At 57.2% G+C, this 26,563-nt stretch carries 27 protein-coding genes; 14 read left to right on the forward strand and 13 right to left on the reverse strand.

What is annotated here, in order from left to right:
• Nucleotides 1-73 precede the first annotated feature (73 nt).
• Nucleotides 74-253 (reverse strand): hypothetical protein, encoded by a 180-nt coding sequence (locus VH599_03610; protein HEY7347381.1) that lies wholly within the window; start codon nucleotides 251-253, stop codon nucleotides 74-76.
• A 529-nt stretch (nucleotides 254-782) separates the two neighbouring features.
• Between VH599_03610 and VH599_03615 the strand changes: the two genes are divergently transcribed.
• Nucleotides 783-1,010 (forward strand): hypothetical protein, encoded by a 228-nt coding sequence (locus VH599_03615; GenBank protein ID HEY7347382.1) that lies wholly within the window; start codon nucleotides 783-785, stop codon nucleotides 1,008-1,010.
• 156 nt (nucleotides 1,011-1,166) lie between these two features.
• Here the strand turns inward: VH599_03615 and VH599_03620 are convergent, their stop codons facing one another.
• Nucleotides 1,167-2,210: a hypothetical protein gene (locus VH599_03620; GenBank protein ID HEY7347383.1), complete on the reverse strand. Its 1,044-nt coding sequence runs from the start codon at nucleotides 2,208-2,210 to the stop codon at nucleotides 1,167-1,169.
• 302 nt (nucleotides 2,211-2,512) lie between these two features.
• On the opposite strand from VH599_03620, the gene VH599_03625 reads away from it, so the two are divergent.
• Together VH599_03625 and VH599_03630 are read left to right on the forward strand one after the other, a co-directional pair.
• Complete coding sequence (locus tag VH599_03625) at nucleotides 2,513-3,016, forward strand: MogA/MoaB family molybdenum cofactor biosynthesis protein (protein HEY7347384.1); 504 nt, start codon at nucleotides 2,513-2,515, stop codon at nucleotides 3,014-3,016.
• 116 nt (nucleotides 3,017-3,132) lie between these two features.
• On the forward strand, nucleotides 3,133-4,137 hold the full coding sequence (locus VH599_03630; GenBank protein ID HEY7347385.1) for an alpha/beta fold hydrolase: 1,005 nt from the start codon (nucleotides 3,133-3,135) through the stop codon (nucleotides 4,135-4,137).
• 120 nt (nucleotides 4,138-4,257) lie between these two features.
• Here VH599_03630 and VH599_03635 read toward each other — a convergent pair whose 3' ends face one another.
• Nucleotides 4,258-4,458, reverse strand: a complete 201-nt coding sequence (locus tag VH599_03635) for a hypothetical protein (GenBank protein ID HEY7347386.1) — start codon at nucleotides 4,456-4,458, stop codon at nucleotides 4,258-4,260.
• A gap of 283 nt (nucleotides 4,459-4,741) precedes the next feature.
• Nucleotides 4,742-6,640 carry an ATP-binding protein gene (locus VH599_03640; protein HEY7347387.1) on the reverse strand — a complete coding sequence of 633 codons (1,899 nt, stop codon included), beginning with the start codon at nucleotides 6,638-6,640 and terminating at the stop codon, nucleotides 4,742-4,744.
• A gap of 603 nt (nucleotides 6,641-7,243) precedes the next feature.
• Between VH599_03640 and ftsH the strand changes: the two genes are divergently transcribed.
• The 4 genes from ftsH to VH599_03660 all read left to right on the forward strand — a co-directional run bounded on the left by ftsH (nucleotide 7,244) and on the right by VH599_03660 (nucleotide 11,299).
• Nucleotides 7,244-9,163, forward strand: coding sequence for an ATP-dependent zinc metalloprotease FtsH (gene ftsH / locus VH599_03645; protein ID HEY7347388.1), 1,920 nt, complete (start codon nucleotides 7,244-7,246; stop codon nucleotides 9,161-9,163).
• A gap of 7 nt (nucleotides 9,164-9,170) precedes the next feature.
• Nucleotides 9,171-9,773, forward strand: a complete 603-nt coding sequence (gene thpR, locus VH599_03650) for an RNA 2',3'-cyclic phosphodiesterase (GenBank protein ID HEY7347389.1) — start codon at nucleotides 9,171-9,173, stop codon at nucleotides 9,771-9,773.
• A 229-nt stretch (nucleotides 9,774-10,002) separates the two neighbouring features.
• A complete protein-coding gene (locus tag VH599_03655; GenBank protein ID HEY7347390.1) occupies nucleotides 10,003-10,446 on the forward strand; it encodes a helix-turn-helix domain-containing protein in 444 nt (147 codons plus the stop codon).
• A gap of 661 nt (nucleotides 10,447-11,107) precedes the next feature.
• The gene (locus VH599_03660; protein HEY7347391.1) at nucleotides 11,108-11,299 is read left to right on the forward strand and encodes a KGG domain-containing protein; all 192 of its coding nucleotides are present in this window, start codon (nucleotides 11,108-11,110) and stop codon (nucleotides 11,297-11,299) included.
• Nucleotides 11,300-11,412: 113 nt separating this feature from the next.
• Here the strand turns inward: VH599_03660 and VH599_03665 are convergent, their stop codons facing one another.
• The gene (locus VH599_03665) at nucleotides 11,413-12,582 is read right to left on the reverse strand and encodes a DUF1786 family protein (GenBank protein HEY7347392.1); all 1,170 of its coding nucleotides are present in this window, start codon (nucleotides 12,580-12,582) and stop codon (nucleotides 11,413-11,415) included.
• 376 nt (nucleotides 12,583-12,958) lie between these two features.
• Between VH599_03665 and VH599_03670 the strand changes: the two genes are divergently transcribed.
• Nucleotides 12,959-13,312, forward strand: a complete 354-nt coding sequence (locus VH599_03670; protein HEY7347393.1) for a hypothetical protein — start codon at nucleotides 12,959-12,961, stop codon at nucleotides 13,310-13,312.
• A gap of 15 nt (nucleotides 13,313-13,327) precedes the next feature.
• On the opposite strand, the gene VH599_03675 is transcribed toward VH599_03670, so the two are convergent.
• Complete coding sequence (locus tag VH599_03675) at nucleotides 13,328-14,032, reverse strand: response regulator transcription factor (protein HEY7347394.1); 705 nt, start codon at nucleotides 14,030-14,032, stop codon at nucleotides 13,328-13,330.
• Nucleotides 14,033-14,054: 22 nt separating this feature from the next.
• The gene (locus VH599_03680; protein HEY7347395.1) at nucleotides 14,055-15,218 is read right to left on the reverse strand and encodes an ATP-binding protein; all 1,164 of its coding nucleotides are present in this window, start codon (nucleotides 15,216-15,218) and stop codon (nucleotides 14,055-14,057) included.
• Between the two features lie 472 nt (nucleotides 15,219-15,690).
• Between VH599_03680 and extP the strand changes: the two genes are divergently transcribed.
• The 5 genes from extP (at nucleotide 15,691) to VH599_03705 (ending at nucleotide 20,985) form a co-directional block, all read left to right on the forward strand.
• The gene (gene extP / locus VH599_03685; GenBank protein HEY7347396.1) at nucleotides 15,691-16,464 is read left to right on the forward strand and encodes a selenite/tellurite reduction operon b-type cytochrome ExtP; all 774 of its coding nucleotides are present in this window, start codon (nucleotides 15,691-15,693) and stop codon (nucleotides 16,462-16,464) included.
• 25 nt (nucleotides 16,465-16,489) lie between these two features.
• Nucleotides 16,490-17,020 carry a hypothetical protein gene (locus VH599_03690; protein ID HEY7347397.1) on the forward strand — a complete coding sequence of 177 codons (531 nt, stop codon included), beginning with the start codon at nucleotides 16,490-16,492 and terminating at the stop codon, nucleotides 17,018-17,020.
• Nucleotides 17,021-17,124: 104 nt separating this feature from the next.
• Nucleotides 17,125-17,826, forward strand: a complete 702-nt coding sequence (locus tag VH599_03695; protein ID HEY7347398.1) for a ubiquinol-cytochrome c reductase iron-sulfur subunit — start codon at nucleotides 17,125-17,127, stop codon at nucleotides 17,824-17,826.
• Between the two features lie 31 nt (nucleotides 17,827-17,857).
• Nucleotides 17,858-18,940, forward strand: a complete 1,083-nt coding sequence (locus tag VH599_03700; protein ID HEY7347399.1) for a plastocyanin/azurin family copper-binding protein — start codon at nucleotides 17,858-17,860, stop codon at nucleotides 18,938-18,940.
• 158 nt (nucleotides 18,941-19,098) lie between these two features.
• Entirely contained in the window at nucleotides 19,099-20,985 is a 1,887-nt protein-coding gene (locus tag VH599_03705; protein HEY7347400.1) for a hypothetical protein, read from the forward strand.
• 112 nt (nucleotides 20,986-21,097) lie between these two features.
• Here the strand turns inward: VH599_03705 and VH599_03710 are convergent, their stop codons facing one another.
• From VH599_03710 to VH599_03735, 6 genes are all read right to left on the reverse strand, one after another.
• Nucleotides 21,098-22,063 carry a trypsin-like peptidase domain-containing protein gene (locus tag VH599_03710; GenBank protein HEY7347401.1) on the reverse strand — a complete coding sequence of 322 codons (966 nt, stop codon included), beginning with the start codon at nucleotides 22,061-22,063 and terminating at the stop codon, nucleotides 21,098-21,100.
• Nucleotides 22,064-22,286: 223 nt separating this feature from the next.
• The gene (locus VH599_03715) at nucleotides 22,287-23,129 is read right to left on the reverse strand and encodes a hypothetical protein (protein ID HEY7347402.1); all 843 of its coding nucleotides are present in this window, start codon (nucleotides 23,127-23,129) and stop codon (nucleotides 22,287-22,289) included.
• Nucleotides 23,130-23,332: 203 nt separating this feature from the next.
• Nucleotides 23,333-23,518 (reverse strand): hypothetical protein, encoded by a 186-nt coding sequence (locus tag VH599_03720; protein ID HEY7347403.1) that lies wholly within the window; start codon nucleotides 23,516-23,518, stop codon nucleotides 23,333-23,335.
• A gap of 24 nt (nucleotides 23,519-23,542) precedes the next feature.
• A complete protein-coding gene (rsfS, locus tag VH599_03725) occupies nucleotides 23,543-23,917 on the reverse strand; it encodes a ribosome silencing factor (protein ID HEY7347404.1) in 375 nt (124 codons plus the stop codon).
• Nucleotides 23,918-24,008: 91 nt separating this feature from the next.
• Nucleotides 24,009-24,854, reverse strand: coding sequence for an orotidine-5'-phosphate decarboxylase (gene pyrF, locus VH599_03730; protein ID HEY7347405.1), 846 nt, complete (start codon nucleotides 24,852-24,854; stop codon nucleotides 24,009-24,011).
• 39 nt (nucleotides 24,855-24,893) lie between these two features.
• Nucleotides 24,894-25,961: a helix-turn-helix transcriptional regulator gene (locus VH599_03735; protein ID HEY7347406.1), complete on the reverse strand. Its 1,068-nt coding sequence runs from the start codon at nucleotides 25,959-25,961 to the stop codon at nucleotides 24,894-24,896.
• Between the two features lie 292 nt (nucleotides 25,962-26,253).
• Here VH599_03735 and VH599_03740 point away from each other — a divergent pair, with 292 nt between their 5' ends.
• Nucleotides 26,254-26,475: a hypothetical protein gene (locus VH599_03740; protein ID HEY7347407.1), complete on the forward strand. Its 222-nt coding sequence runs from the start codon at nucleotides 26,254-26,256 to the stop codon at nucleotides 26,473-26,475.
• Nucleotides 26,476-26,563 lie beyond the last annotated feature (88 nt).

Genomic DNA, 26,563 nt, shown 5'->3' on the forward strand with positions numbered 1-26,563 from the left:
CAGAGGGCTGCTCGCCACGCGTGGCGAGCAGCCCTCTGCTTAAGGAACCTTCAATCGCTGCCGTGCCTGGTCTCTACACCATGCTTCTTGCTTTGGCGCTTCCCCTGTAGGCGAAGGCGCCCAAAACCAGCAGGACGACGCCTACTACCAGAACGATGATGCTGAAAACGCCACCAGCAGAGATCAACAGATAAACACCGATGATCGCCAGAATGAGGCCAAGGACGGTGCCAATGATGCCAGTTGCCCTCATATTGTACAGACCTCCTCAAAAACTATGCGGAACCCATCCTTTCCGCTCTAGTGCAGAGGATACTCTCTCGCTCGGAAACAGTCAAGACTCAAAATGGTTCTCAAGAAGGGGATTCTGGAGAGAGGCGAATTAATACGCGCCTCTCGCAAAGCAGAATAGCCAGGACAGAGGGGGACTTTTATCAGCCGATAATGCCCTGTTGTTACCAAAAAAAAGCTCTCTCGTTTCAGCGATTGGAGGTACCCAAAGGCGCTATGCAGGGCGGCAGTGTTCTGCATAGGAGCGTGACAATTGCTATTCAGCCGGAAGCAGCAGGTGTTGCTCTGCTATCCTGGGCCTGCTCTTAGCAGGACAGGGTATCCACCAATACGGCTGCTATTGAGAAGACGCTGAGGTCTCAATGGGATTAACTGAACACACCCTGGTTTTTGTGCAGGAACTGCCTCCTGAGGGTGGTACTCCTGCATCCACGAGGGTGAACTGGGAGGTGAGAACTTCGGAGCAGAGTGGTAAGAAGAAGGAGTACGCTATGCAGCGTATCTTTGTTGTCCCAATCTGCTCAGCATTTTCACTTGACGCGGCTAGCTATCGCCGCTTTCTACATGGCAGCGGCGCGATAGAACGGGCATGTGGCCTGCTGGAAGGAGCCGACTTGGAAACGGGTGATGGAGCGATCATTGCCCGCAAAAAAGTACAGGCGTGCATTGTTGCTGCTGAGGTCGAGAGTATCCTCGACAGCTACCGCATCGAAGCCTAGGCGCCCCTCGACGAAATCACCCGGTCTTATTCATGGTCCTTTATTACTCAGCGCCGTGAGTCGCTCTTTGAGAGAGCGTGTTCACGGCGCATTTTTCTGTCTTCCCTATCGCCACAGCAGCTAGGCTGAACCTGGCTGCTGTGGCGATGACGAAGCCTACCACTTCATATCTTTACCAGCGCCTGTCGCTGGCAGCGAACTGGTCACACCCAGACCGGGCAAAATGAGCGATTCCAGTAGCTGTGAAGAAAACCCCATTCGCACTGCCAGCCGTGCTCGCCGCTGCGCCTCCTCCAAAAGTCCTAGCCGATAGAGAACATAGGCCGTTAGCCCCTGCGCTTCGGCGCTTTCAGAATTGAGCAAGATCGCCGTCCGACAGTACCCTTCGGCGGCATCGAAGTGTTCCGCCTCGGCGTGAATCAGCCCCAGGTTGTAATTTGCGCCAAAATGCTTGGGTTCTTTTTCCAGTATGAGTTGATAGAGCCAGACAGCATCAGTTGTGCGATCTTCCTCGTGGACCTGCGTGGCAAGTTGGAAATTGCCATAAGAATCCCCAGCCAGCAGCGCCCCGCGCATTTCCTCATCAACCTGATTGGTACCCATTCCGACGCGAATGGCCTGGCGCACACGCTCGGCTCTCGCATTCAGACGCCGCCGATGCTCACGCGCCGCTCCCCAGGACAACACCGTCAAGAGCAGGACCAGGCTGGCAGCGGCGGGGAAGCGCAGGGGATGACGTGACGCTATTTCCAGCACTGGACTATCAAAGAAAGCCTCGGCGACGCTGGGCAGATTACCGGTAAAGAGTTCGATCAGATAGTCCAATGCGCCAGCGCCGATGACGATCAATCCGGCTGCCAACCAGAGCCACCTGGCGATCCGCCAGAAAAAGCGAAGCGGTTGGACCGGCCCTCCGAAGACTTTGGAAAGCAGGCGAGCCAGGCCCCTCGGCGCTGGTGGTGGAGGAAGGCTGGTCATGGTGATACGAGTTTTTCCATGAGCATAGCCTGGCATGCTTCTGGCCTGGCCGCTGGGGGCGGCCAGCGCCGATTCAGGTCTCTGGCCCACTGACGGGGGCTGTGATTGTCCTGGGCGACGCTCTATGTGTTTCATATATTCCGGTGCGGGCCTCTGAGCCTGCTCAGATGATGAGGAAAGCTGGCTCTGATCTTGATCTGGCTGGCGGCGCGTACTCTCCATTGAAAGATTCCCTTACTAGGTTTACGGCTCAGCCAGGGAGCCACCAGTGGTCAAGGCCAGGCTGCTAAGCGCCGTCTGATCCTCGTTCCTCATTTGCGCATGGATCAGACGCCTTGCAACTACTGCTATTATGGCCCATTCATCCCGGCTTGGCAAGAGGCCAGCGGCACTATCTAGCCCATATGGTATAGGGTATAGAAGGGTGAGTTCGCCCTGGAGTGTCGGGGGTTTGCGACGAGAGCTATGATTCTCTCAGAGAAGTCTTCAAGCGGCCAGTGCTTATTCATGAAAGAGGGAGTGCAATGTTTAGCGTTGGAATCTTGACTATTAGTACCAAAGGCGCGCGCGGCGAGCGCGAAGACACCAGCGGCGCAGCCATCTGCGAACTGGTAAGTGTCTCAGAAATTGGCGGCCAGGTGGTCGCCTATGAAATTGTGCCTGATGACCGTTCGATGATTGAGGCGCGGCTGCGGCAGTGGGCCGACGATCAGAAGATCGGGCTGATTCTCACCACAGGAGGCACGGGCCTTGGCCCCTCTGATCTCACTCCAGAAGCTACACTGGCGGTGCTGGAGCGCCAGGCGCCAGGCATTGCGGAAGCGATGCGGCTGGAAAGCCTCAAGCATACACCTTTTGGCATGCTCTCGCGCGCAGTGGCCGGTACGCGCGGAACAAGCCTCATCATCAATCTTCCTGGCAGCCCTAAAGGGGTGCGTGAATGCCTGGGGGCGATTTTGCCAGCCCTCCCACACGCTGTTGGGTTGCTGGCTGGTGAGATCACGGAGCATGGCAAAGGGAAGAGTTAGCCGACACCAGGGCTTCGCGGAAATGAGGCAGCGGGTATGGTTTTTGCAGCTAGTGATGTTCTCTGATGGAGAGAGTGTGATCTGTTAGCTCCAACCATTACTAGAGAGCAGACCTTATGGCAACCAAACCATCCAAACGCCGTTCTCCAATCGGCGGCGCCACAACAGCCCTGCTTGCTCTTGCTGGAGGGCTGGGAACGCTGGCTGTTGTCAACCGCGTGATCGATAGTAATGCCCATGATACGTTTAGCGTGCTGAGCGGTGAAAGCCACCGCTATCCCTGGACAGAAGGAGATGTCTTCTATAAAGTCAAAGGACAGGGCGAGCCATTGGTGCTGGCGCATGGCATCCATGCTGGCGCTTCTGCATTTGAGTGGCGCAAGAACTTTGACGCGCTCTCAGAGCATTTTCGCGTCTATGCGCCTGATCTCCTTGGCTTTGGCCTTTCCAGCCGCCCTCGGTTTCATTACACAGCCCAGACCTCTATCCAACTGCTCATTGATTTTATTCGTGAAGCAGCAGGAGGCGCCGAGCGCCCCGTCCATGTTGCGGCCAGTTCGCTGAGCGCCGCTCACATCATCCAGGCAGCTTCCCGCCGCCCCCACCTCTTTGAGCGCCTGGTGCTGATTGAGCCAACGGGCGTGTACGAACTCAATCAGCCTCCTACCCTGGCCCAGCGAGCTTTCCATCCGATCTTGCGCGCGCCCATCGTTGGCCCGTCCATCTATAACGCTGTCGTGTCGCGCCCTGGCATACGCTTCTATCTCTCACAACAAGTCTATCTGCGCCCGGAGGCCGTGACCAGTGACCTGGTTGATTACTACTATAACAGTGCCCACCAGCCTGGGGCGCGCTTTGCCACGATCAGGTTTATCACCGGCTATCTCAACAGCAACATTGAGGAGTCCTTCGCGCGGCTCATTCAGCCGACGCTGCTTATCTGGGGGAGGCAGGCTAAACTCACGCCAGTAGAAGACGTTCAGACGTTTCAGCGTCTCAACCCGCGCGCTCAGGTGGAGATCATTGAGGACAGCCGTATGCTGCCACACGACGAGCAGGCGGCTCTCTTTAACCAGAAAGTGATCGAATGGCTGCGCCAGCCAGCCGCAGCCCGTACCTGATCCCAGGCGCTCGCAGGCCAGTTTACTTGCATAGAACAACCGGGCTACCCCGATAAAGGGTAGCCCGGCTTGAGGGCGCAAAGCAAAAGAGAGGGAATAGAGCTAGCTCACCAGGAGCCGCTAGCCTTCGATTTTGCCGTTGATGTAGAGCCAGCGGATAAATTCCAGGCGACGCTGCTCCGGTGGCTCATCTTTATAAAGACCGCTGGTGTATTGATCGCGGTAGCGCAGGATGATAGCAACTTGATCTTCTGAAAACCCTTGTTCTTGCAGGCATTGTATCTCTTCGTCGTGGGTGATGACTGATTCAATTGGAAGCATTCTAGCACCTCTTTGCCCACTGATTCGGGCTGTTGTGCGCCGCCTCGCTCAGAGAAGACGCCCAGGTCTGTCTATTAAAAATTACGAATGGTGATAGGGAAGGTTACATTTCCTGCACATCTCTATTCTTAGGATAACCGATAGAAGCGGAAATGGCTGTAAACCATCTCACCTTCCCGTCGTGATCCTCAACACGCCAGTCCGCAGCCAGAGAAAACAGAGATATGCCTGGCCCCTCTTCCAATGAGGGGCCAGGCATATCTCTGAAAAAATGCGCCAGATTTTATTGGCTGTTTGCTACTTCTGCCTGCGCCTCTGTTTTTTCCCTTGGCAATGCAAAAGCAAACATCGCGCCTGTCTCGCTCTGGCGCCGATTGCTCTCAGCCCAGATGCGCCCACCATGCAGCTTCAGAATGGCTTGGGCCAGATAGAGGCTTACCCCGATGCCGCCATATTGTTGAGAACTCAAGGCGCTGGGATGAGAAAAGCGATCAAACAGGTGATCGAAATGCTCAGGGGGGATGCCGATGCCCTTATCGCTTACCGCTACCACCAGTTCATGCTCATCCCCCAGCACGTTCACTGTCACCGGCCCACCATTTGGAGAGTATTTAATGGCGTTGTCAATCAGGTTCCCGATAATGACCCGGATGCGCTCACGATCAGCCAGAATCTGTGTATCTTGCGCCCAGGTGTTAAGGGTTATGCGATGCTGTTCAGCGGATGCCTGGATGGATTGTACGGTCTGTCTCACCAGTTCAGCCAGATCGAATTCATGGGAGTGCAGTTGAATAGTACCGCGCTGGATCAATGAAAAATCAAGCAGATTATTCACCAGACGCTCAAGGTGTTCAGCCTCACTTTGGATGATGCCCAGGCAGCGATGCTCATAACTTTCAGGCGCCGATTGTTTGATATGGCTATCTGCCTCTTCGCTGGCAGAAGCTGCCAGGCGGCGCTCTGCGCGGCGCAACAGATGTTGTGTATAGCCTTTAATTGGGGTGAGTGGTGTCCTCAGTTCATGCGAGACGCTGGAGAGGAATTCATCTTTCCACTGCTCAATTTGCTTGCGGTCGGTAATATCATTGAGGACGGCTACAGCCCCGACCAGTCGCCCATCGGCATCGTGATGGGGGAAGGCGCTGATATTGAGCGTGGTGGGTACAGATGCTGAGGGGATGCCAGCGATTACCTCTGCCTGAGTTGCTTCCTGGCGTCGCCACGCTTGCTCCAGTACCTGGCCGAGCGCCACCAGCCAGTGGTTTTCCGAAGCGCCGAGGAGCGCCGAGAGCGGAATGGACTCTCCGCTGACCTCCAGCCCCGCGCGTGCCAACAAAGTGCGCGCCATCGGGTTCATCGTATGAATCTGTCCCGCCTCGTCTACGATCAACAATCCCTCAGCCATGCCAGCAACAATACGCACCAGCCGCTGATGCTCCAGGTGGACCTGCTCCCAGAGATTGTGTTGTGCCTGGCGCAAACGGAGGTTCTCCAGTGCTATGGCCGCGTAATCAGCGAGAGCAGCCAGGAACTCCTCGTGCTGCTTGCCAAAGCTGCCCCAGCATTCATCGGCCAGTCCGAGCATGCCAATCATGCGCCCCTTGCCTATCAGCGGATAGGTGATAAAGGCTTCGATACGTTCGGCCAGCGGCTGATGGGGGGGAACGGCGATGCTGATCTCATCGGGCGCGTCAAGGGTCTGGCGCTCGGCCAATTGAGGGAGCTTCACCGGAGGCAGTCCAGAGCGTAAGACCTCAAATGCCAGCCGCTCGATATTTTGCTGCAAAAAGCGTTGGCTCAATGGGTGGCGCGCGATCACGACGAGATCATAGTTACCTGTCTCGTCTACCAGGAGGACAGAGCAAGCGGAAAAATGACAGACTTCTTTTAGAGAATTACTGAGCGCCCGCCAGATTTCTCGTTCGCTCGCTGCTGACACGAAATCATGCCCTGCCTGCTGCATCAAGCGTAACTGATCGCTGGCAGATAGGTCGGGGGTCTGGTAAGCGAGCGGTAGCACTGCTGCCTGATCGGTAGACTGGGGTATTCGAGCGACGCGCACGGGATGAAAGGGAGGAGGTGGTACGGGAGCCAGCGGAGGCACTGGCATCTCCTGCTCAGCGTGATAGGCTGCAAGTGATTCACCGCTTGCAGACCTTGCCAGAGCATCGGGATTCTGCACTGGGGTCTCCTCTCAACATCCTAAAGGGATTGCCCCTTGGCGTGCCTACAAATCCTGCTGCTTCCTTATAAGACTATACCATAGAGAGCAGGTAAAAATGCAACACATTGGTGTTACCTGGCAATGTCAGACAGTCGCAAGAGCTATTCAGCATACACTTCAGCCGCCAGCGCCGCCAGCATCATGAGCCGCGTGTTATGAAAGGTGGCGCGGCAAACACCCAATGTTGCCTGTTCGCAATCTTTGTGCCAGCCCCGGGCTTCTCATCCAAAATAAGAAAGTTTTCCTGCGCAAGTACTTCTTTCCTACTACTTTACTAAGGCTTGCCAGGACGGCTGCAAGGTCGCAGGACTGGCAGGGTTGACTCGCTGACGACAGAGCAAGCTCTGTGGAGGGGCTGATAGTGGGCTGGACACACAAGTTTTGGGGAGCTTATAATAGGCCCGGAGTTTACCACCCTCTCCACACAAAGAGTCAGAACTCGCGCACGTAATGTGTCCCCTCTAGCTTTCGCCCTTTTCCTGCCAGCTAACTCGCGGTTTGTCCTCTTGCTCCTTTCGAGCTAGAAGAAGATGCTGGGTTGAGGAAGGATCTTGCAAGCGCATGAACAGGTTTTTCAAATCACTTAAAAAGCAGACTCATCGTTCTCCCCATTCGACACCATCTCCTGAACCATCTGGCCCTGGCCCCAAACGCCTATTCCCTGTGCCGCTGCTGTTTGGAGCGGCGATCATGGTTGTGGCCGTCGTTGGTATGGGCTTCCTGTTGTGGTTTGCTGTCAGTGGTCATCCCGGCGCCGATTACCAACAAGCGCCGATCAGTCAAATCCTGGATATGGCCGATAAACACCAGCTAAAAGAGGTCACTGTTAACGGGGATCAGATTCAAGCCAGAGCTGCCAATGGCAAAAATTATGAGGCTATCAAAGAGGATCAACAGACAATAACAGATCGCCTGATAAAAGATGGTGTCGAGGTGACGGTGGCTCCGGCTTCCGATGGGGTGAGCCGCTGGTCCCAGGTCGCCCTCAACGTGATCGTGGTACTCCTGATTGTGGGCGTCCTGATCGTGATCGTGCGCAGAAGTTCGATAGGCGGTGGTCAGGCTGTCCCCTTTGGACGCAGCAAAGCCAAGCGTTTTAGCGAGTCCCGCCCCTCTGTGCTTTTTGCAGACGTTGCCGGGGTAGAAGAGGCGAAGCAGGAGCTTGAAGAGATTGTCCACTTTCTGAAGCACCCGGAAAAGTTCAGCGCGATGGGCGCGCGTATCCCAAAGGGTGTTCTGCTGGTTGGCCCACCAGGCACCGGCAAAACGCTGATTAGCCGGGCAGTAGCGGGCGAGGCAAGCGTCGCTTTTTTCAGTGTGAGCGGCTCTGAGTTTGTCGAAATGTTTGTGGGGGTCGGCGCTTCGCGGGTGCGCGACCTCTTCCATGCCGCTAAAGAGAACAGCCCCTGCATCATTTTTATTGATGAAATTGATGCGGTGGGACGCCAGCGCGGCGCGATGCCGACCACCGGCAACGATGAACGCGAACAGACGCTCAACCAGCTTCTGGTAGAGATGGATGGGTTCGATACCCATACCAACGTGATCGTCATTGCCGCTACCAACCGGCCTGATGTGCTGGACCCGGCGCTGCTCCGTCCGGGGCGCTTTGATCGCACCGTCACGCTCGAAAAGCCTGATATTCAGGGCCGCCGCCAGATTCTCGATGTGCACGCGAAAGACAAGCCGCTGGCTCCTGAAGTGGACCTTGGGCGGCTGGCCCGCCAGACGGCAGGGTTTTCAGGAGCCGACCTTGCCAACCTTATCAACGAGGCGGCGCTTCTCGCTGCGCGGTATGATCGTCCCGCGATTACCTATCCTGACCTTGAAGAATCCATCCTGCGCGTGGTGGCGGGTCCAGAGCGCAAGAGCCGGGTCATTACCGAATCTGAGAAGGCGATTATCGCCTATCATGAGGTGGGCCACGCCATTGTGATGCGCTCGCTGCCTGGCTCCGACCCGGTGCAGAAGGTCTCCGCGATTGCGCGGGGCATGGCGCTGGGCATTACCGTTTCAGCGCCGGCGGAAGATCGCTATCTGATGCGTCGCTCGGAATTGTTGGCAAAGATGGCCGGGCTGATGGGCGGGCGCGCTGCCGAAGAGGTGATCTTTGGCGACATTACCACAGGCGCTGCCAACGATATTGAGCGCGTGACCGGCATCGCGCGGAAGATGGTCTGCGAGTTTGGCATGAGTCCGCTGGGGCAGATTCAATTTAAAACGGCTGAAGAAGGGGGATCGTTCAGTCCTCAGACCGCCGGACAAATAGATGTGGAGATTTGCTTCCTGGCCGACCAGGCGTATCAAACCGCCAAAGACATTTTGCTGGAGCGCAAAGACAAGCTCATCGCCATTTCCGAGCATCTCATCGAAGTGGAAACCATTGACGGCGATGAACTCGATAGGCTGCTTTTGGAAAAACCCGATGAAGCATCCGGCCAGCAAACGGAGCCACTGACTCTGGAGACTCTGGCGCAGTGAAGGGAATATGACGCGCACTTTTATTGCGATTGAACTGAACGATGCGGCGCGAAGTTACCTGCATCAAGAGATTCAGCGGCTTGCGCGTGTCCTGCCGCGTGTGCGCTGGGTGGACCCGGAGACGCTGCATCTGACGCTGGCCTTTCTAGGTGATCTGGAGGATGCGCAGCTTGACCAGGCCATCAAAGCGGCAGGAGAGATCGCCCAGGCGGCCAGCCCGTTTACTGTGCGCGTCGGGTCGCTGGGCATGTTTGGCCCGGCGCAGAACCCGCATGTCATCTGGATAGGGTTGGCTGGCAATCTTCAGCCTTTGCTCGATGTGCAGGCGCGTCTGTCCGGGCGGCTGGCGAAGGATGGATTCCCCCCGGATGAACGCGGTTACAACCCGCATCTGACTCTGGCGCGTATCAAGACTCCGCTCAACAGTCAGGAACTCCTTGCCCTGCGACGAGTCATCTCATCGGCCTTGCCCGCCCGCAGCCACCCGAAGCAGACAGATGACCAGATACGCCCGGAAATCCCGGTTGCGCATCTGAGCGTCATGAAAAGCGATTTGACACGCGCTGGCCCGCACTATACCCGTTTGCGCCTCTGTCCATTTGCCGATTAAGCATCCTCACAAAACCCTGGCCGGCGGCTCCACTCCAGAGTGGTTGGTGAGGCGTTCTAAGGCTCATCGCACCGCGCTGTTCCTGGCCGCCTCCCAGCTTCAGAGCGTCTTGCGCTCTCGATTCTGGTATGCTATACTCACAATGACCAGATAGGCTTAAGTGCAGGGAGGCTCAATAAGAGCAAGCACGCGCTGAGGCGCTCACCAAACCAACCGGGGAGGAATGCGGATGGCGCTCCGTAGTGACGAACTCCATGATAATCTGAAACATCTGAGCGGGTTGCTGACAACGCGCGAAGCGGCAAAGCAACTTCGTATGAGTTACTGGCATTTTATGCACCTGGTAGAGTCCGAGCGCATTCCGGGGACGCGGATTCTGGATCGCTGGCTTTTTTCACCAACGGACCTGGATGAATACCGCCGCCGCAAGTATGGCGAACTCGAAGATATGGCGCGATTGGCCCTTGAAAATCCGTTAGTGGAGCTAACCGAAAAACAAGAACACATCTGCCGGTTGCTCCTTGCGAGCCAGCGCCCGTCAGATATTGCGCGAGAACTTCAGCAATCCCGACAGGCGGTTCATTCTCAGATCGCCCTGATGAAAGAAAAAATTGCCCGCCTTCAGCTTCCCCGGTCCGCTGCTTCCACCGATGCTCAGGAAGGTCCGCAGTAAGACGTTTCCCTAATGGGTATGCGTAGTGGGGGATCACCGCTGCTTCCCCATTCTCCTTCCTTTCCCGGTTCCCACTGGTCCTGGCTTCTTCCCCGGCTATTTCGTTATTGGCGCCTCGCGCCCTTTTGCGCTGCCGGTTCTTGAGCGGGGCTTCTGCTTCCTGAGTCTGGTCAGCGAAGGGGCAGAAAAAGAAAACACTCCCCCATCATATATCGCTTGAGGGGCCAAAATATGACAATGCGCCCGCAATTACCCCCCCATTGGTACTATTCTGAAACGCTTTAGCGGGCAGGGGGCATGACAAAAGCTGGACAGTTTGCTACAATACTATTGTCGGGTTTCCCTTTAACCTCTCAAGCAGCGATCCTTCTCCACAACAGGATTTTTCCAGGGCTGGATACCAGCATTTGGGCCAAATGGTGGCACGAAACTTGTAAGTCATCCGTGCCTGGATGGAGATTTCTGAGCTTCGCGTGGAGAAGCGATCCCTGTCCTATCCAGTCGGTAGCGCCTTGAATCGCGTAGATGCGCCTGGCTGTATCGGCAGGCAGGGAGGCCGTGAGGGAACGGGGGACGACAGGCGGTTCTATGCGCCTGGCTTGGACCATCCAGCGGAACCAAGAGAGCGCAATTTCAGCTTGGCAATTAAAGGAGGGTCGCAATGGTGACGGAACGGAAAGGTCGGGGGCGTGGGTTCGCTTCGATGGACCCCGATAAACAGCGCGAGATCGCCAGTAAAGGCGGTCGAGCTGCTCATGTGCAGGGTACTGCCCATGAGTGGACCAGCGACGAGGCTCGCGCTGCTGGTCGCAAGGGTGGCGCTGCCAGTCGGCGTCGGGTCGTGATGACGTAGCGTCGGTTGCCCTGCCTTCAGCAGCCTCCTGGTCACATCAGGAGGAATGAAGCCTGGCGGCGTCTGTCCGGTGAGAGGTAAAGTAGCTTCTCACCGGCAAGCGCCGCCAGGCTTCAGTTGTCTAGCACGGCGCTGATGGGAGCGGCAAAATCCGGGCGCTGGTCGGCAAACGCTCGCAGCAGCCCAAAGCAGCCGGCCAGCATCATGTCCCCATGTGGCACAGCTTCGTAGGGGCGAAGCCCCGAGCCGCGCAGCATTTCCCGGCGGGGGCCGGTGACGGCCAGGAAAGGAAAGGCGCCATTGCGATGGGTGCCACGCAAGAGCGCGCCATGACCGTTGTCGTCGAAGACTTCGGTGTTGGTGAGCGTGCCTGCCACGAGCTTGCGCAGCAGGTCTTCCAGCCTGGCCTGTTCCAGAAGGCCGGTGTGATGCTCAAACAGACCGGCAATCTGCCCATCGATCAGGTGAAACGCCAGCGTGTGGAAGTTGCCAATATTCACCAACACTGACTCTGGCTCACGGTTTACCTGGGGGTCATCCAATGTGCCCAGGACCGCTGCCGAGCCGGTATCCATGAGCAGCAGCGGCAGCGACTCGTGCGCTGCCGCCCCATTTGAGGAGCCAGCCGCCTGGTCGGCGTATCGTTGATAGTCGGCTGCGCTCTGAGCGACTGCCTGAAGACGGGTCAGATCGGCGGGGAGCGTCTCGCGCAGATAGGCGAAGGCAGCTGGTATGGGGCGGCGCTGGACAGTTTCGGCTATGTAGTTGAAGCGAAAGAGGCGGTCACTGATGCCAGGCGGCGCGGCGCCGTGATCGAAGACGGCCACAGCCAGCGCGTCAACGGCGGGGTCAATATCGAAAGCCCGCAGGGCAGTGACAATGGCTGCTGCGTCGAAGTCTTTCAGGTCCAAATGAACGCTCTCAGGCCGCCGGATCAGGGCAGCCGCCTCCTGCTCATCCACAATCTTCACCCCCATCTGTTCGACCATAGCAAGGTCGTCATCGAAGGTGCGCGCAGCATCGGCGGTGGCGAACACAGGGAAACCAGCCAGCGCCTGGTCTCGCGCCGCCCAGCCGCAGGGGCCACCGCCCATGGTACGACCTGTGAGGACCAGCCTGCTGCCGTGTGCATCGGCGCGTTTGATGCGGTCAGCCATGATGACCGTAGGCGAGGGCATGATAAGCTGGAAGCAGTTTTCAATGGTTTTGTCGCTCTCAAAGAGCAGGATGTCTTGGGTGCCGGTGCCTACGTCAACGGCCAGGATGCGTAGGGCTTCGTTCATCGGTGGCCTCCAAATGAACCAGGGGTGAGAAGGATACGATTAAGTGCGAAAACGTACTCTTTCAACGTGCTGTTTTACCACATGTTCTTTCTCAGTCCTCTTTCTCAGTAATCTACCACCAGGCCAGAGAGTGTCAAGCGGCGCTGGCTGCTTTCTGATAGGGTGGGAGGCAGCCACTTATGGCTTGATATGTGGCTGCATCTCAGCATGAGATATAATGGTCCTGATCCTGCGGTCTGTGTTTGATGTCAATCGGATGCGGGAAGGGGAGAGACGGGAAGCAGAATGGCGTGAGAACAGCAGAGCGCAGTCTAAGCTGAAGCGAAAGGAAGGAGGAGCGCGGTCAGCCAATGCGGATTGGCCGCGCGCCACCAGGATGGAAGACATCCGCTTTGACCGGCAGTTCCGCACCCCCTATTCGGAAAGCTACGCGATTATGCAGGGGAATAGCCGCGTAGGCTCGGTGGACATTCATTTCACTACCACCTCCGTTCATGGGACACTGATTCTGGAACGCGAATTAGAAGAGTCTGAGATCGCCAAACTGATCGAGCAGATCGATGAGGATCTGGTCTGGTCTGCCGATACGACGCGCGAAGATTTCCTGGTCAGCGTCTATGTCGGCAAAGATGTCGGGTTCTACAGCGATGACTATTTCGATGAAGACGATGACGAGGATGATTTCGAGTTGGAGCTAGAGGACGAGGAAACCGGAAACGGAAAGCACTAACGGTTGGCGCTGTCTTCATTCCTCCAACAGGCCGCGCCGCATCGCATATTTGACCAGTTCGGCGCGGCTATGGAGGTTGAGCTTGTCCATGATGTGCGTGCGGTGGGTATCCACCGTTTTCGGGCTGATAAAGAGCCGCTCGGCGATCTGGTTGTTGGTGAGGCCCTCGGCAACGAGCTTCAGAATCTCGCGCTCACGTTCGGTCAGCCCGCTATAGCTATCTTTCTCTTCCCCAGTGCGGACGCGCTGTAAGTAATCTCCGACCATCATGCTTTGCGCAGAGGGTGAGAGGTAAAATCGGCCAGACTGTACGGCGCGGATAGCTGTGATGAGTTCGGTGTCGGCGGCTTCTTTGAGGATATAGCCAGCGGCCCCGGCGCGCAAGACTTGAAACAGATACTCTTCATTTTCGTGCATGGTCAGCACCAGCACGCGCATATCGGGCCGCTGGCGTCGCACCTGGCGCGTGGCCTCGATGCCGTTCATTTCGGGCATGGTAATGTCCATTAAGATCACGTCAGGCTGGAGGCGATACGCCTCGGCGATGGCCTGGTGGCCGTCGCTGGCTTCGCCCACGACTTCCATGTCGGGCTGCGCATTCAAGAGCATTTTGAGGCCCTGGCGCAAGATGGTGTGGTCGTCCACCAGCAGCACTCGTATCTTTGCCTCTGCTTCTCTGCTGCCGTCTCGTCTCAGAGTGAGTTCTTTCTCTGGTAACATGGCGATTACTTCTCTGCTAGCCTCAATCTCTGGTTTCTTGCCCTGAGTTCACTTGCAAGGATGCGCTCACCGTATGCTTCGCGCCGTTGAGCAGATGCGCCATCGTATCGGCGCTGTCATCTGTTGCTGCTCTGGTGAGCGGAAGTCTGGCCTCAATGGTCGTTCCTCCGCCTGGCTCCGTGGTGATAATGAGTGAGCCATCCAACAGCGCCGCGCGCTCGTGCATGCCAGCCAATCCCAGGCCGCGCTCCTGCCAGGGAAGTTTCAAGATCGTTTGCGCGTCAAAGCCTTGCCCGTTATCGCAAATGGTGGCGCTGACGCTGCCCTGCTCCTCTACGACGCTGATACGCACTCTGGTGGCTTTGGCATATTTGGCGGTATTGGTCAGCGCCTCCTGCACAATGCGATAGAGGGACGTTTCAAGCTCAGACGGCAGGCGCTCTTTGAAATTGGTGGCGACAAACTCGACCTCGATCTGGCATTTTTGCTGATACTCTTTGATATACCAGCGCAGTGCTGGAAGCAAACCCAGGTCGTCGAGCGCGCTGGGCCGCAGATCGATGCTCAGATTGCGGATGGCTCGCAGCGTCTGGTGAACCAGCGAGCGCGTTTCCTCCACCCGCACCCGCGCCTCTGCGCTGGCGAGACCTTCTTCCAGGACTTTCAGGCTAATGAGCAAAGAGGTGAGTACCTGGCTGGTCTCGTCATGCAGTTCGCGCGCGATGCGTTTGCGCTCTTGCTCCTGGGCTGTCAATATCTGAGTGGCGCGTGAGCGGGCAGCTTCAGCCAGGGTTTCCAGCATGGTATTGAATGCCTCGGCGAGTTGGTCAGCTTCGGGATCCTGGCCGGTCAGGGGCGCGCGCAGTTCCGGGCTGCCAGCCTGAATGCGCTGCATGGTTTCGCGGAGTTGGGTGAGCGGGTGAAAGGCGATCTTGAGCAAGACGAAGTTGATAAGCACGCTAATGAGCCAGCCAGCGGTAATGAAGCCAATCAAAATAGCTGGCCCATTGGGCTGGTGGATACGGGTTGCCAGGTAGGTGCCCAGGGTGGCGCCGACCAGGATAACCACGCTATTGGTAATTAACACCTTAAACAGGACAGGGAGCGCCAGCAGGCTCCGGTGGCTGCGCCTGGATTCGGAAGCTGATCGACTCTGGAGGGGCAGCAATTTGCTGGGCTGCATCATGCTGATCGCATTTCCAGCGGGTCATGCCCGCAGCTTGATACATGGTTGAGGCGCTTCATAAAAGCATTGCTGGCAACGCTTGCTGCTTGGATTGTACTATCTGGGGAGGGTGATGTCAAATATCATCCCTGGCCTGCTGACAGCGCCAGAGCGGCGCATCTCAGGTGTATACCTGAAGCGAAAAATCAGGTGTCTACCTGATGGTTCACGCTTCCAGGTTGGGTACACTCTTCACCAGAGGGAGTAGCTAGCGCGCCAGGCGGTTCAGTTTTTCCGCCCGCCTGCATGCTGTGCGGCGGGAAGCGCCAGTAGTCCTCCCGCGTTGCATCCGCTTCTGGTGGTTTGATATAATACGCACACAACAAGGAACCCAGCCTTCATCTGGACACCCAGGGCAGAACGCGGCATGCTGTGAGAATGAATGGGTAGGGGTATCTGGGATAGTCCAGTAATCTTTTACTAAGGAGGCAGCGTGAGCGCGACGAATCGCAGTCTGCTGGATACGATCTCGACTAAGGTCTTTGAGAGCCAGCTTTGGCGGTCTATTTTCCGTCATGGGTATCCAGATACGCCGCTGAATCAGTCATTGGTGATGATGGGGAATGTCTTCCTGCATTTACACCCGGTCAAAGTGAGCCGCCAGGCTATGCGGATCACCTATACGTGGTGCCTGGGTGGGCTTTCCTTCTTCCTCTTTCTGGCACTGACGATCACCGGCGTTTTCTTGATGTTTTATTATGTACCCTCGACGACGGACGCTTACAGAAACATCCAGGAGATCAATACTATCGTCAATTTTGGCGCGTTTGTGCGCAATATGCACCGCTGGGCCGCGCACTTGATGGTGATTACCGTGACCCTGCATATGATTCGGGTCTTCTATCATGGCGCTTATAAGCCTCCGCGCGAATTCAACTGGGTGGTTGGCGTTTGTCTGTTCTTTTTGACGCTCTTCCTCAGCTTCTCCGGCTACCTGCTCCCCTGGGATCAGATCGCGTACTGGGCTGTGACGGTGGGTACGAACCTGGCAAACTATGCCCCGTTCATTGGCACCCAGGCACATACCGCGCTGATCGGCGGGGTGGATGTTGGGCAGAATGGTCTGCTGCGGTTCTATGTGATTCATGTGATTGCGTTCCCGTTGATTGCGGCGATTTTTATGGCAGTTCACTTCTGGCGCATCCGCAAAGATGGCGGCGCTGCTGGTCCGCCACCGCCGTCGCGCCGCGAGCCGGAAGAAGTCTAGCAATTTCTGAGAGAGGATTCGAGAGATGGCAACAGTCCAAGAGCCACCCATTCAACAGATTCAGCATAAGCGCTATCGCACGCTGGCTGTGGTGAAGCAGGAGGCGGTGACGCGCATCGAGAAGCAGCTCGAAGACTCTGTCTTCGTCTGGCCGCATCTGCTGGTGCGCGAGTTTATGGCTGCGGTCTTTATGACGGGCATCCTGACGATTTTGTCCTTGCAAATCAATGCGCCGCTGCGCGAGCATGCGAACCCGAACTTCACGCCAAATCCGGCCAAGGCTCCGTGGTATTTCCTGGGGCTGCAAGAAATGCTGCACTATTTCCCGCCGACGATTGCGGGTGTGTTGATTCCGGGGCTGACCCTGGTGGGTCTGGCGGCGATCCCCTATGTGGATCGCAATCCGAGCCGCGCGTTTGCGGATCGCAAATTGTCCATTACCCTGTTTTCCATTTTTGCGGTCTTTTACGCGATGATCACGTTGATGGGGAGCTTCTTCCGAGGCCCTGGCTGGCTGTGGACCTGGCCCTGGCAGGGACTCTACTTCGATCTCTAGCCTGCGGGGCTGCACGATAGGGCAACTGATTCCTCAAGAGGAAAAGCTGCTGCGTGCTGAAGTCCTGCTCCCTTTCATCTCAATGAGTGGAGGTCCACGTTTCTATGAGTATCGAGACACCGAAGAAGCCCGATGGGTCATTGCTTCCCCAGGAATATGAGGAAGCGACTGGCGGTGGGGCTGAAGCGGCTGAAATGGCCCGCAGGGGTCTCTCGCGGCGGCAGGTGCTGCGCCGGGCGGTGGGTGGTGTGCTGGGCCTGTTCGCAGCGGAGGCCACCGCCGGATCGCTGGCGATGTTCTATCCCAATCTGGCCGGACAGTTTGGTTCGCCGATTGATGTTGGCGCGAAGAGTACGTTCCCGGCGTCGGCGCCGCATGAGGCCGAGATTGACTCGAAAGGCATCTTTTACAAGGCGTCTGCTAAAGCCTATATTGTGCATCTGGCTGCCGATACCGGTTTCTTGCTGAAAGGGACGGTGCTGGGCAACCAGCTTGATGCCGAATCCTGGGTCAAGGATGGCGATGGCACCTACTGGGTGGCGTTGTACCAGAAGTGTGTGCATCTGGGCTGTAAGGTGCCTTTCCGCGATGATTGCCACAGCTTTAAGTGTCCCTGTCACGGCTCGCACTATAACGTTGATGGCGAGTATCTTGATGGCCCGGCGCCGCGCAGCCTGGATCGCTTTGAGATCACGTTCGAGGGCGCGAATGTGGTCGTGAATACCGGCAAGATCAACAGCGCGGTGGAGCGCCCTGATACCCAGACGCGGCTGATTTCAACCGACGGTACTGCGTGCAGCGCATAAGGGCCGAAAGTAAGGAAGAATGTATATGGAGATGAGTCGTCGTAGCGCGGGGCTGTGGGCCGGAGTCATCGTCACCGCAACTGTGGTGCTGATGGTGGCGCTGGCCGTTATGGAAGCCGTTTCGTGGGGTGTGGCTGTGGGCCTCATCGCCGGAGTGGTCTTCACCCTGGCGCTGCTCTATATTTTCTTTGGGCGGTTGAATAGCGTCCAGAAGACCGGGTATGCCTCGCTGCTTGGCGTAGTTCTGATCGCGCTTTTTATTCCCCTCTTCTGGCTCAGCCAGAACAGCAGCCAGGCGAGTTTCCAGGCTGATACCTATCAGCAAACGTTGAAGCGTGGGGCCGCACTCTACGGAACCTACTGCATACAGTGTCACGGGGCCACCGGCCAGGGTGGGACTGGCCCGACACTGAATACCCCCTCTTCAACCGATGCAAAAAGCCCGACGGTGAACAACCTGACGGATGATGACCTCACGCGCATTATCTCGGCGGGTGTGCCAGCGAGTCCGCTCGATCTCAGCAACCAGGGGCTGTCAATGCCTGCCTGGAGCGAACTCTATGGTGGGCCGCTGACGGCGGATGACATCAGCTATCTGGTGGCGCTGATTCGCTCGTCCGACCCGACCTATCTGAAAACTAATCACCAGAATGACATGACCAACGGGTTCACCTATGTCTACGGGCAGCTAACCACCCAGGCGCAGATCGATGTTTTTAATCAGTATTGCGCTGAGCCTTCTCAGAACCGCACTCATTGCAGCCCACCCTCTAGCTTTGGCGAGGAAGTGGACATGACCAAGAGCAATCAGATTGCCATGAAGATCGTCAATGGAGGACCAGCGGGCTGGGGGTTCGAGTTTACCAATATTAAGATCAAGGTGGGTACCACTGTGACCTGGACAAACGTCTCCAGCGCCCAGCATACCGTCACCAGTGGTACTCCAAATAAGCCGGATGGAATATTCGACTCTGGCACGACAAACTTTCTTCAACCAAACGACCAGGGGGCATCGAGCGTCTTCAGTCATACCTTTGATACTCCTGGGTCTTTCACCTACTATTGCATCATTCACCCAGGGATGATAGCGAAAATCACTGTGGTGTCTGGCTAGGGGCTGCAAGGCGCGCGTCCTGGAGTATTCCTGAGCGGCAGGTTGCAGCGAGAACGCCAAAACCTGCCGCCTGGCCTTGCGCTTCTTCAAGGCAATCATAAAGGTAATCATACCGCCCGTTATGGGCCGCAGCACACGCTGGAAAGGGATTGCGATCCATGCAGCAAATACGAACACAGGATCAGCCGGAGCAGCGGATGTCCTGGGCGCGGGCAATTATCCTGGCGACTGGTCTCTTTTTTGTCGCCATGATCTTAATGAACCAGTTCCCTGGATATATGTACACGGTCTTCACCGGGGCGCGGCTGACGAAATTCGAGCAGGGCATGTTGGACGTGGCGCTGGTCTCGCTGGGGCTGGCGATCCTGCTCATGGTGGTTCTCTTTCTCTTCGACCCCAAGCCAGTGATCCCGCCGGTCCTGGTCGCGGGGTTTGGCGGCGTCCTCTTTGTGGCCGGGTTGGTCGGGCTGATTCTGATCGCTGTGACCGGCCATCAATACCTGCCTGATACCCCCGATTTCCCTGCTGGAACGGGCGGCACGCTCTTTGGCTCCACCTGGGGACTCCAGGCGCAGAGTATCGACCTGGAAGCCGTCAGCATGATCCTGATGGGGACCGGCTTTGGCGTGCTGGTCTACGCACTGCTTGCCCTGGCTGGCTTCCGCCAGGGGCTGGTCGGCGCGACGCGCGATTTCCTGGCCTGGGGCGCGGCGATCATTTCGGCGATCTTGATGGCGGTCTATGTGCTTCTCTATACGTTCCAGGGCGACGACATTCTGGGGCTGGGGCATGGCCCGGCGCTGTTGATGAGTAACGTGGTGTTGGGCCTGGCGCTCCTGCTGGCCTTTGGGGCGGTGCAAATCTGGTTCTTGCCGGTGATGATCGCGGAGCGACGGCGCTATATGCCCGCCGCCTATCTGATCGTCTTCTTTGGGCTTTTGCCCATGTTTGCCATCTTCCTGGTGCTGTTTCTGATCGGCTACCCACTGGTCAATTGGATTCATGGGTGGGATACAACGAACTTCCTGACGGTCTGCGCGGTCAAGGCAGATGTACCCGCGACCTGTACCTACACGCAGTACAGCGGCTATATTCTGGCGACGATTGCGAATGGGCAGTTTTTTGTTGCCGGGCTGGCGGCGATTTACTGGTGGCGCAAGAATCGCCCGGCAGTGATCTTAAGTACGGTGGTGGGCTTCCTGCTCTGCGCCTTTGCCGCTGTGATCATTCACACTGACGATCAACTGCGCGTGGCGCTTTTTATTGGGACAGCCGTCCTGCTGCTGGCAATGATCTGGACCTATTCAACACGCCATGAATATGCCTCGGTGGCGGCAGTGCAGTTGGGCTGCGCCGGGCAGTGGCTGGTGATCGGGACAGTGATTCTGGTCTATCTGGCGGGGTTTGCCTTCTTCTCGATTCAACAATTCTTTGAGATCGAGGCGCTGGGCATTAACTTTGGCCCCGGCCCAACCCAGCTTCACGATGCGTTCTGGTCGTTTATTGTGTTTGGTGGCCTGGCGCTGGTGCAGTTTATCTTGCTGTCGCGCCGCTATGGTCTGAGCGGGCTGCGCAAGTTTTCGTTGTGGATTGTAATGCTGGGCATTACGCTGCTCATCATCAGCGGCATCCAGTTTAGTCTGGAATTTGGCGCTGGCGTCAAGGGGCGGCTGCTGATCTCCGGCACGACGATGTATGTCGTCGGTTTGCTCTTTGTGTTCCTGGGTTCGGCTTTTGAGATTTTCAACGCGCTCTGGGTGGGGAAACGCTTCTGGGGAATGCTCAGTTTCTTTACGCTGGGCTTCTTCCTGCTGCTCTCGATTAACCCGCTCGCGCTTATCATCAAAGACGCCACGCTGCCGACTGGTATCCCCTATACGCTGGCGGCCAGTCAGGAACTGATGAGCGCCTGGGTGACGGCGATTGCCTTCGGAGTGCTTGCCGGGTCCGGCGCGGTAATCTCCAGTGTGGTCGGGCGCATCAGGCGTCCACGCGAAGAAATGGCGACGAATGGGACCGGGGTGGTAGCGACCACCGGGGATTAGGACGAGTATCCTGCGACGACGCTTAGTATAAAAGCCCCGCCAGCGCAAGAGAGTTTGAAACCGCTTGCGCTGGCGGGGCTTTTTGGCGCACTCCGCCTGGGTGTAGCACTTGCTAAAGCTTGAGCGTGACGCGCCGCTGCCTGTCTTCGCGCAGGAAGGTGATCGTGAGCGTTTCACCGCGACGATGGCGAGCCACGATCCGTTGCAGGTCTTTTGGCTCCAGAACGGGCTGGTCGTCGGCGGCGATAATAATGTCCAGCATGCGCAGCCCACTCTGCCCGGCTGGGCCGTCGCTGCGTACTTCCAACAGCAGCATGCCGTTGCGCTGGTTGAGCCGCAGTTGTCCAACCAGGCGTTCTTCGATCTCGGTTTTCATGCCACCTACGCCAATGGAAACCCCCTGACGCGGCTCGTGAACCCGATGGACTCGCGCCAGAAAATCTTTGATGGTGTCAAGGGAGATAGAGAAGCCCAGACCCTGACCGAAGGGGACCATTGCGGTGGTGATGCCTACGACATGGTTCTGACTATCCACCAGCGGGCCACCGGAGTTGCCAGGGTTAATGGGTGTGTCGCTCTGGATCAATTTCTTGAGTTTGTGGCCGTCAGGCGTGGGTAGTTCGCGGTCCAGGGCGCTGACGACTCCGGCGGTGACGGTCCAGCCCAGGCCGTAGGGGTTGCCGATAGCTATCACCAGTTGACCGACACGCAGCGAGTTGCGGCCAAGCTCGGCGACAGGCAGGTTCTGCGCGCCGATGCGCAGCACAGCCAAATCATACTCTGGTTCGATGCCCAGCAGCCCGGCGATGAACTTCCGCCCATCAGCTAGCGTCACCTGAATGCGCTGCGCCCCCTGGACGACATGGGCGTTGGTGAGTACCTGACCATCCGAGGCGAAGATGACGCCGGAGCCAAGCCCCTGGCCGCCTTCGGGGCGCGGCGGCCAGCCTCGCAGTCGTGGACGTCCGCGATCTGTATCAATACGTACCACGGCTGGCCCTACCCGCTCGGCGGCTGTGGTGACTGCCCGCGAGTAGGCGTCTAGCGCGTCGGTATCAGTCTCTTTGTTGTTCATCATTGGAACCTGATGCCTCTCTTTTCTGCTGCTTCGCGCGCGCTCGCGTGCCAGGAGCCACGTTACCGGGCGGGCGATCAGGCGATGAGGAATAGCTGGTGGCGCTGCGTTCCAGGCCACCAGTGCAAAAGCTCTGAGCGTATGAGGCTCAAAGTTCTTATATAAAGTATTATAAGCATAATGCTAAGGTTGCGCAAGGGACATGTTCAGGCCAGCTTTGGCCTGGCTAGCTATCCTCAAGCGGTTCCTGGTTCCAGGTGCGCCAGTACCAGACGACTATGCTCAGCAGCGCAGCCCCGATCAAGGCGATGAGTGTGATTTTGAGCCAGGATGGTACGGCAAGGCTGCTGCTTCCTCCTGGGCCATCGAGTGAGTCGTCTCCAGGGTTCTTAAAAGCAATCCCGCCGGGTGTGTCGGTGGGGATAACGATGCTCCTGATGGGTGTTGGGGTGGCAGTTGGCTTGCCACTGCCGCCACTGCCGCCACCTCCACCACCCCCACTGGAGCGCCGCGTAGCGGTGGGGGTCGGGGTGGGCGTGCCGCCGCTCGTAAAGATGTTGGCTTTGCCGGGCGTGGGAGTGGTAGTCACATGCCACTGGCCGCTGGCGTTGCGGCTGAAGGATTGGTCTGCCCCCAGCAGGGGATAATTGACGATGTCGAGAGTGTTCCCTTCACCATCAAGGAGTTGAAGCTGACCAGAATCCTGTGCTAATGAAATGGAAGGGATTTGATAATGGAACAGGACGAGGTATCCATTCGCAGCAATCCAATAGCTGGAGTTCAGGAGAAGCGCCTGACCCTGCGCTAGCAATTGCAGGCCAAAAAGGCTCTCGTCGTTCCCACTGGTATTTTTCAGTTCGATCCAGCGGTCGTCAGCGTTGATTTGCTCATCACAATTCCAATCGTGCTTTGGGACGGTCAGGATTTCGCTCAGTTTGATGCTGCTGGGATCGAGGGGACTCAATGTAGGTGGCGGTGGCAGGCTCCCAACGCAGTCAGAAGCCGCCTGGGCGGCAGCCGCTGGCTCTTCTGCCCAGAGGAGGAAGAGTACGCTGCCTGCGAGTACCATGAGAAAGAGGGCGCTTATCAAGGAGATGAGCTTCGAGAGTGCGCGAGGGAAGCGGCTAGAGAAAGAGGAACAGACACCCATAACACAACCACCATCGCTTTCTGCGCCTGTGGCATGCTACAGCCCGGCGCGAGGATCTGTACACGCGCACTATAGCATGCCGCATGCTTGAAACGCAAGTAAGCGATGATGGTTCCGGGCTGCTATTGCAGCAGGAGGTCGAAGCGAACCTGCCGAGGTTGACGGAAAATCAATCGGTTGGCGAGGCGACGCGCGCTGGACACGCCTTCATTGCCAACCTGAAAAGCGATGATCGTGCCGATAACCAGGCCGCACACCCCCCCTAACACCATGCCCTCAACAAAAAACCGATTCCGAAGCGTCGTCATCGCCGTTTCACCTTCCTCAACTGGTTATTGCAGGTAGATTACCGTTTTGGCGGTACTCCAGAGGCGCTCCAGCCGATAGTATTCGCGCTCTTTGGGGCCAAAGATATGCACAATGATGTCGCTGTAGTCCAGCAATAGCCACCCTGAATCTGCCACTCCTTCACGATGGAAGGTGGGCCGCCCATGCTCACTGAGTTTTTCATCAATAGCCGTCGCAATCGCGCGAATCTGGCGAGGGTTGGCTGCGGTGCAGATCACAAAGTAGTCGGCAATGGTGGAAACGCCTTGAATATCAAGAAGCACAATATCAGTCGCTTTTTTATCGGAGGCGGCCTCCACTGCAAGCTTAGCGAGCTGTGCTGGTTCTAACTGGCGGTGTTCTACACTGGCTTGAACCACTCTTCTCTCCATCCAGAAAGGTTTCTCTTACGCTGCTGACCTCTCCAGCATTATAGCACGCAATCGCGGTTCTTTGTAAGAGCAAGCTGAGCTATGATGTCTGGCGGATTCGCTGGCGGCGCGCTTGATTGGCGCTGTCACGCAGCGCGCGCGCGGCTTGCGCGGCGCTTTCAGCGAAGTCGCGCCCATTGCTGGCGTAGATGATCGCCCGCGAGACTGAGATGATCGCGCGCTCGCCCGCTGCATCAGTGCCATCTCGCGCAGCGGATGCCAGGTCGCCGCCCTGCGCACCGACGCCGGGGATCAGGATAGGAAGATCAGGCGCAATCTGACGAATGCGCTGCAATTCCTCTGGATAGGTGGCGCCAACGACCAGCCCGGCGTTGCCTGCCGTGTTCCACTTCAGCACCTGGCGTGCCACATATTCGTAGAGCGGCGCGGGTTGTTCTTGCTCCTGGCTCACCAGCATATCCTGAAAGTTGCGCGCGCCTGGATTGGAGGTGCGGCACAGGATGAGGACGCCTTTCTCCCGATATTCCAGAAACGGTTGCAGGCTATCAGAGCCAAGGTAGGGATTGACGGTGATAGCATCAAATCCATAAGTCTCGAAGAGCGCCCGCGCGTACTGGCGCGAGGTATTTTCTGTGTCGCCGCGTTTGGCGTCGCCAATCGTTGGGATATGGCCTGGAATAAGCCGCAAGGTTTCTTGCAGGATGGTTAGCCCTGTCGGCCCCAGGGCTTCGTAAAAAGCCAGGTTGGGTTTGTAGGCGCAGACAAGATCGGCGGTGGCTTCGATGATGGCCTGGTGAAAAGCAAGGATGGGATCGGGTTGATTGCGTAGATGCGCTGGCAGGCGCGTATGTTCGGGATCAAGTCCGATGCAGATCAGGCTGTTGTTGCGCCGCGAGGCGGCAAGCAGTTTTTCTAGAAAGGTCAAGGGAGTCCTCTCGCTCTTTGCTCTCTTTAGAACTTCATCTCACCACTCGTGGCGCAGTGAGGGGGGGGACACGTCAGGCTCATGCAAGGCAACGTTGGCAGCCAGATGTACCGTGTTCCAATCATAAAAATCCTGCATGCAGAGTGTCAAGAGGCGGGCGAAGGCTTCAAGGGCTGGCGTGTCTTCGTCGCGGAAATAATCTGCTTGCGCGCTGGTGATCGTGAGGACGCCGGCCACTTTGGAGCCAAATTTGATGATCGGGGTTGCCAGGCCGGAGCGTTGGTTGCCAAACCTGATAAAAGGCATCTGTTGATCCAGTGCGTGGGCGGTTTGGAGCATGCCAGACTCATGGTGCGGGGCATCCTCTGGCTCCAGGTCCAGGCCACGCTTCCCCACAGTCATATGGGTATCCAGCGCCCGCCCGCAGAGACTATTGGCTCCCAGCCGGAAGCCAATCGCGTAGTGGATGGGAGCATCACGCCCAAAGGTCTGGGTGACTTGCAGGCGGGTGATGGTGTCCCCATCTTCAGGGCGCGGCCAGCAGCGAGCGATGTGGGCAATGGTTGAGATGGTGGCGGCATCGAAGTATGCGCACAGCCGCCGCAAGATACGCATGATGGCGCGATGCTCGGCGCGTTTCGGGTTCGACTCCGTGGCGATCAGTTGGGCGAGTTCATCGGCAAGGTCGCCCAGGTTCGGGGGGCCGTAACGGTGGGGGCCATGAGCAGCGTGGCTTTGCTGAGGGTTGTTACGCCTGTGGGGCCAGGCGCTGATTCCGGCAGGGCGCGCTGCCGCTCTCTCAGGGGGAGTTACTAACTCTCTATTGAGAGACGTATCGCCAGAGCCGGGCGGGGCGCTGCTGCGCGAGGATGGGGCGTTGATGCCGCCACCGGCAATGCCACTCAAGAGCGATGCTTCTACGTGCAGCGCGGCACTCAACCGGCCAAGCAGCGCAGGAGATGCGCGGCGCGCGCCCTGCTCCAACAAGGTGATCGTGGCGCTGGAGACGCTGGCCCGACGGGCGAGTTCGTTTACTCGCAGTCCCTGTTGCAGGCGCAGATGTCGGAGAACGGTCCCTTCAGGAACCAGATGTTGATCATCAGACATGACTGGCCCTCCTTACTGGGCTGATAGATCGCTGCGCGTCTCTGCCGAAGCAAAAATGCTATTGTTAGCAGTTTACTTAATAACGGTGTGTTTGTCAATGGTTTACTGAAATCGTGGGTAAATATTGTATTTACTGATAGAGATTAGTAAGCACAACAGGAACCTCTATTAGGGAATATCGTGGCGTTTACTGTTGACTTTTTATTTACAGTATGTTACATATATATGTGGTTGGTAAAAGTAAATAAAAGGTTACAGGAGTAAACACTGAACTGACACCGGAGGTTTCGAGATGGGAGCGTTCTTCCTGAGTATTGCAACCCTTGTCGCTCTGTTAGTGATGGCAACAGCGGTTTGTGTTGCCCTTCGGTTTGGTATCGCGCAGCGAATCGCGCCGTCATCTGTAGCAGGAGATGAGTTCACGCAGCCTCGCCATATCTCTGCGGGAACGCTGGTGGCTGGCCTGGCGCTGCTGTTTGGCGTGACGCTGTTGTTTGCGGTGATGAGTCACTGAGCAGCAAACGCGCGCTAACGGGGATAAACGAAGCGGCGAGAATGTGCGCTATTTGTGATGGTAATTGTGTTGCTGCTCCCGTAGCATT

This window comes from Ktedonobacterales bacterium, assembly GCA_036557285.1.
GTDB lineage: Bacteria > Chloroflexota > Ktedonobacteria > Ktedonobacterales > DATBGS01 > DATBHW01.